Annotated in this window: 6 protein-coding genes and 1 pseudogene; all 7 read left to right on the top strand. The window is 70.2% G+C overall.

Going from position 1 to position 6,264, the window contains the following annotated elements; genetic code table 11:
• Positions 1-1,002, top strand: coding sequence for a proline racemase family protein (locus tag IE249_RS24165; RefSeq protein ID WP_189707816.1), 1,002 nt, complete (start codon positions 1-3; stop codon positions 1,000-1,002).
• 291 nt (positions 1,003-1,293) lie between these two features.
• Complete coding sequence (locus IE249_RS24170) at positions 1,294-2,448, top strand: branched-chain amino acid ABC transporter substrate-binding protein (RefSeq protein WP_189707818.1); 1,155 nt, start codon at positions 1,294-1,296, stop codon at positions 2,446-2,448.
• Positions 2,449-2,516: 68 nt separating this feature from the next.
• On the top strand, positions 2,517-3,416 hold the full coding sequence (locus tag IE249_RS24175) for a branched-chain amino acid ABC transporter permease (RefSeq protein ID WP_189707820.1): 900 nt from the start codon (positions 2,517-2,519) through the stop codon (positions 3,414-3,416).
• Positions 3,416-4,519, top strand: coding sequence for a branched-chain amino acid ABC transporter permease (locus IE249_RS24180; RefSeq protein WP_189707822.1), 1,104 nt, complete (start codon positions 3,416-3,418; stop codon positions 4,517-4,519). The genes IE249_RS24175 and IE249_RS24180 overlap by 1 nt, the downstream gene beginning before the upstream one ends.
• Positions 4,516-5,355, top strand: a complete 840-nt coding sequence (locus IE249_RS24185; RefSeq protein ID WP_229859174.1) for an ABC transporter ATP-binding protein — start codon at positions 4,516-4,518, stop codon at positions 5,353-5,355. Before IE249_RS24180 ends, IE249_RS24185 begins: the two co-directional genes overlap by 4 nt.
• Positions 5,352-6,065, top strand: coding sequence for an ABC transporter ATP-binding protein (locus IE249_RS24190; RefSeq protein ID WP_189707823.1), 714 nt, complete (start codon positions 5,352-5,354; stop codon positions 6,063-6,065). The genes IE249_RS24185 and IE249_RS24190 overlap by 4 nt, the downstream gene beginning before the upstream one ends.
• A 4-nt stretch (positions 6,066-6,069) precedes the next feature.
• Positions 6,070-6,264: pseudogene (locus IE249_RS38350) on the top strand (proline racemase family protein); the annotation flags it as partial.

Consider the following 6,264-nt stretch of genomic DNA (forward strand, 5'->3'; position numbering starts at 1 on the left):
ATGCGCTCGACCGTCTGTTACCACGCCGTCGACTCGCACACGGAGGGGATGCCGACCCGTGTGATCACGGGAGGCGTGGGCGTCCTGCCCGGGGCGACGATGTTCGAGCGTCGGCAGCGCTTCCTCGCCGAACGCGACGACCTGCGCACCCTGCTGGTGTGCGAGCCGCGCGGGCACGCCTCGATGTCCGGGGCGATCCTGCAGCCCCCGACCCGGCCGGATGCCGACTTCGGGGTCCTCTTCATCGAGGTCTCCGGCTGCCTGCCGATGTGCGGGCACGGAACCATCGGCGTCGCGACGGTCCTCGTCGAGACCGGCATGGTCGAGGTCACCGAACCGGAGACCCTGGTCCGGCTCGACACACCCGCCGGGCTCGTCACGGCCCGCGTCCAAGTGCGCGACGGGCACGCCGAATCGGTGACCCTGGAGAACGTCGCCTCGTACTGCCACGCCCTGGACCAGTCCGTCGACGTGCCGGGGTACGGACAGGTGCGCTACGACATCGCCTACGGCGGCAACTTCTACGCCTTCGTACGCCTCGAGGATCTCGGCATCCCCTTCGCGCGGGCCGAGAAGCAGCGGATGCTGGACGCGGGTCTCGCCATCATGGACGCGATCAATACGAAGAACCCGGTCGTCCACCCGGAGAACCCTGCGATCAACGTCTGTCACCACGTCTATCTGGAGGCTCCCGGATCGACGGCGGAGCACTCGCGACACGCCATGGCGATCCATCCGGGCTGGTTCGACCGCTCGCCGTGCGGCACGGGCACCAGCGCCCGGATGGCACAGCTCCACGCCCGCGGCCGGCTGGGGGTCCAACAGGCCTTCGTCAACGAGTCGTTCATCGGCTCACGGTTCACCGGGCGCATCCTCGGCGAGACCACGGTCGGGGACCGGCCGGGCATCCTCCCGTCCGTCACCGGCCGGGCCTGGATCACCGGAACCGCGCAGTACCTGCTCGATCCGACGGACCCCTACCCGGCGGGCTTCACCCTCTGAGAAACCCCCGCACGCCGCACCCGCGGCATACGGGAATGGCCGAAAAGTCACGCCTCCATCACAAGTGGCGACAGGGCTCCCGCCCCGCGGCAGCGGGAGCTATGGTCTGTGCAATGTCACACATTGCAGACGGGTGACCTCGGCATCCGATACGTCGCCGCCCGTCGGCGGCGGACCGGTGTCACACGATGACCCGCTGCCGGTACCGGCCGAATCACTCCACCAGAACCTCCCTGGTGCCCAGCCAACTGTGCAATGTCACACCTTGCAGAACGCGAGATGGAGTAAGGCATGACCCACATTCGTCGCGGCACCACGGCGGTGGCCGCCATCGCCCTCGGGCTCACCCTCACCGCATGCGGTGGCGACCTCACCGACGACGCTTCCGGCGGCGGCAAGAGCTCCGCAACCCTCAGGCTCGGCATGCTCACCCCGCTGACCGGAAGCTCGGCCGCCATCGGCCCGTACATGAAGGACGGCGCCCAGCTCGCCGTCGACGAGATCAACGCCAAGGGCGGTGTCGACGGCCGCAAGCTCTCGCTCACCGTCGAGGACGAGGCCTGCGACCCGAAGACCGCGGCCGCCGGCGCCGCCAAGCTCGTCAGCGCCGGCGTCGACGTCTCCGTCGGCGGCTACTGCTCCTCGGCGACCCTGCCGACGCTGAGCATCTTCGACAAGGCGCACATCCCGATGATCATCCCGGCGGCCAACTCCGCCGACCTGCTGACCCAGCAGCGCCGCAACGTCTTCCTGATCAACGGCACCGGCATCCAACAGGCCGAGACCGCCGCGAAGTTCATCAAGGCCGAGGGCAGCAGGAGCGTCGCCCTCATCGACGACAACACCTCGTACTCGACCGACATCACCAAGCGCACCGGGGACCGGCTGGGACTGCTCGGCGTCAAGGTCGCCGGCCACCAGTCGGTCACCGCGGGGGAGTCGGACTACTCCGGCGCCGTCAACGCCGTCATGGACTCCAAGGCGGACTTCGTCTACTGGACCGGCTACTACCAGGAGGGCGGACTGCTCATCAAGCAGCTCAGGGCCGCCGGCTACCAGGGCCGGATCATGGTCGCGGACGGCTCCGTCGACGGCAAGCTCATCAAGATCGCCGGCCGGAAGAACGCACAGGGCGTGTTCGCGACGATGACCCAGACCCCGCAGACCATCCCCGGCGGGCAGGGGTGGGTCGCCAAGTACAAGGCGAAGTTCGGCTCCGAGCCGGGACCGTACTCCACCCAGGCCTACGACGCGGTACGCGTCGCCGCCGAGGCCGTGCGGAAGGCGGGCTCCACCGACGGCCGGGACGTCACCAAGGCGCTCGAGCAGATCGACGGCTTCAAGCTCTTCTCGGGCCCGCTGAAGTTCACCATCCAGCACACGCTGAGCGTGGGCGGCTTCGACATCCTCGTCGTCAAGGACGACACCTTCGTCCTGAACAAGTGACGCGGGCCGGGGCCGGCCCGCGCCGGCCGGCCCCGGGCCCCGCCACCCCTCACGTACCGGGAACTCGCATGGACCACTTCATCCAACTCGTGTTCAGCGGCCTGTTCGTCGGCTCCTTCTACGCCCTGGTCGCACTCGGCTACTCGATGGTCTACGGCATCATCAAACTCCTCAACTTCGCCCACGGCGACCTCTACATGGTCGGCGCGTTCGCCGGCTTCACCGTGCTCAGCGTCGGCGCCGGCGCGCTCGGCGGCGGACTGCTCGCGCTGATCGCCATCATGCTCGTGGCCATGGCGGCGACCGGCGGCCTCGGCGTGCTCCTGGAGCGGGTGGCCTACCGGCCGCTGCGCGGGGCGCCCCGCCTGTCCGTCCTCATCACCGCCGTCGGCGCGAGCTTCGCACTCGAATACGGCATCGCGGTCGCCTTCGGCCCGAACCCGGAGGTCTACCAGATGGGCGTCAGCGGCGGCACGCTGAACGTCCTGGGCGCGCGGCTTACGTACGCGCAACTGGCCATGACGGCCATCGCGGTCGTGCTCATGATCGCCCTGGACACCCTGGTCCGCAGGACCCGCACGGGCCGCGCCATGCGGGCCATCTCGCAGGACCCCAAAGCCTGCCTGCTCATGGGCGTCAACGTCGACCGGGTCATCTCGCGGACCTTCTTCCTCGGCTCGGCACTGGCCGGAGCGGCCGGCGTCATGGCCGGGGTGTACTACGGGAAGATCGACTTCCTGATGGGCTTCGTCATCGGACTCAAGGCGTTCACCGCGGCGGTCATCGGCGGCATCGGGAACCTGCGCGGAGCCGTGCTCGGCGCGGTCGTGCTCGGCCTGCTGGAGTCCTTCTCGGTCGCCTACATCGGCAGCGAGTGGCGTGACGTCTTCGCGTTCGGCTTCCTCATCCTCTTCCTGACCGTGCGCCCGACCGGGCTGCTCGGCGAGCGTGTCACGGAGCGTGTGTGATGAACGACGAGTCGACCCTGCGCGCCGGCGAGGAGGCCTCGGCCTACGCCGGCGCCGTGGAGGAACGCGGACGCGTGAACGTCGCGCTCGCGGGCCGAGGCGTCGGGACCCCGAAGCCGAACCGCCGCCCGTCCGCGGGCCGGACACTGCCGGGCGTCCTGGCGAGCAGGTGGCTCGGCCCCGGCGTGGCCCTCGCCGCGCTGGCGCTGCCGTACCTGAACTCCAGCACGTACGTCATCCGGATAGCGGTGGACGCGCTCATCTTCGTGATGCTCGCGGTCGGGCTGAACATCGTGGTCGGCTACTGCGGGCTCCTGGACCTCGGCTACGCCGCGTTCTTCGCGATCGGCGCCTACACCTCGGGTCTGCTGTCCACGAGGTACGGCTGGCCGCTGATCGCGACGATCCCCGTGGTCGTGGCCGCCGCGGTGGCCGGCGGACTACTCATCGGCGGTCCGACCCTCCGGCTGCGCAGCGACTACCTGGCGATCGTCACCCTCGGCTTCGGCGAGATCATCCGCATCACGGCGAACAACCTCGACTTCACCGGCGGACCCGACGGCCTGTACGGCATCCCCGGCTTCGGCGACTTCGGCCTGCGCTCCGACATCGCGCTCTACTGGGTCACCGCCGTCGTCGTCTGCCTCGCGGTGCTGTTCGCCGGCCGGCTCGGACGCGGCAGGCTGGGCCGGGCGTGGCGGTTCGTCCGCGAGGACGAGGACGCCGCCGAGGCGATGGGCATCCACACCTACCGGGTGAAGTTCGCGGCCTACATCGCCGGCGCGGTCTTCGGAGGCCTCGCGGGCGTGCTGTTCGCGGCGCATCAGACGGCGATCTCCCCGCCGAGCTTCAACTTCCTGTGGTCGGCGCTCATCCTGATGGCCGTCGTCCTCGGCGGCATGGGCTCCACCCCGGGTGTCGTCGCCGGCGCCCTCGCGATCTCGCTGCTGCCCGAACTGCTGCGCGGCGCGGAGAACTGGCGCTACCTCATCTTCGGCCTGCTGCTGATCGTTGCCATGATCTTCCGCCCGCAGGGACTGCTGCCGGCCCGCGCGGGCGAGGCGAGGCGGCGCGGGCGCCGAGTGCGAGGAGGTGCGTCGTGAGCGAGGTGCTCCTCGACGTGCGGGACATGGCCGTCCAGTTCGGCGGCGTACGCGCCGTCGACGGCCTGACGTTCCGCGTCCACGAGGGCGAGGTCCTGTCGGTCATCGGCCCGAACGGGGCCGGCAAGACGAGTGCCTTCAACTGCATCACCGGCTTCTACAAGCCGTCCGGAGGCACGGTGACGTTCGGCGGCGCCCGCATCACCGGCAGGCGGCCCGCCGTCATCGCGGCGAGCGGGATCGCCCGCACCTTCCAGAACCTGCGCCTCTTCGGCGACCTGACGGTGCTCGACAACGTCCGGGCCGGTATGCACGTACGCATCCGGCAGAACTTCCTCGACGCGATGCTGCACACCCCGCGCTACCGGCGCGGCGAGGACGCGGCCACCGCCGAGGCGCACCGGTGGCTCGACTTCGTCGGCCTGGACCACGACCGCACCGCGCCGATCCGCAACCTGCCCTACGGCGAGCAGCGGCGCGTGGAGATCGCCCGGGCGCTGGCCCGCGAGCCCCGGATGCTCCTGCTCGACGAACCGGCGGCCGGGCTCAACCACGGGGAGAAGGCCCAACTGCTCGCTCTCATGCGCCGCATCGCCGGTCTGGGCATCGCGGTGGTCCTCATCGAGCACGACATGGGCCTGGTGATGGAGGTGTCCGAACGGATCGTCGTCCTGAGCCACGGCAAGGAGATCGCCGACGGCACACCGGCGGCGATCCGGTCCGACCCGGCGGTCATCGAGGCCTACCTCGGCGCCGAGGACGAGGAGGCGCACGCGGAGGCGGAACGGATCGCGGCCGAAGCGGGTCCGGGCGGCACGACGGAGGTGGAATCGTGAACACGGTCCTCGACATCAACGGCCTCGAAGTCGCCTACGGCAAGGTGGAGGCCCTGCGCGGTCTCGATCTCACCGTCGGCGAGAGGGAGATCGTCGCCCTGCTGGGCAACAACGGCGCCGGCAAGTCGACGACCGTGTCGGCGGTCTCCGGCGTGGTGCGGTCCCGGGCCGGGTCCGTCAAGGCGTTCGGAGAGGACATCACGGCTGCGACCCCCTGGTCGATCGTCGAGCGCGGGATCGTGCACGTGCCCGAGGGCAGGCGGATCTTCTCCCGGCTGACCGTCCACGAGAACCTGCAGCTCGGCGGGTACACCGTGCGCGACGGCGCGTCGGTCGACCGGCGCATCGAGCAGGTCTACGACCTGTTCCCGCGCATGGCCGAGCGCCGGGCCCAGCAGGGCGGCACCCTCTCCGGCGGCGAGCAGCAGATGCTCGCGATCGGCCGGGCGATGGTCGCCGGACCCCGGCTGATCATGCTCGACGAACCGTCGATGGGTCTGGCGCCGCTGGTCGTCGCCCAGGTCATGGACGCCATCGTGTCGATCAACCGCGCCGGCACCTCGGTCCTGCTCATCGAGCAGAACGCGCGGGCCGCACTGAAGATCGCCCACCGTGGGTACGTCATCGACTCCGGCCGTGTGACGGTGGCCGGCCCGGCCGCCGGACTGCGCGCCGACCCGCAGGTCGTCGAGGCATACCTGGGAGCGTGAGGCGATGAGAGGCACAGGGCCCGTCGAGACGATCGACTGGCACACCGGCGGCGAGCCCTTCCGCATCGTGCCGGACAGCCCGGCCGAGGTGACCGGCGACGGGCTCACCGTCGCCGAACGGCGGCTCGTCGCGATCGAGAGCGAAGAGGTCCAGTGGGTACGGCGGTTGCTGTCCGGCGAACCACGTGGTCACGCGGAC

The sequence above is a fragment of the Streptomyces anandii JCM 4720 genome (assembly GCF_014650655.1).
GTDB lineage: Bacteria > Actinomycetota > Actinomycetes > Streptomycetales > Streptomycetaceae > Streptomyces > Streptomyces anandii.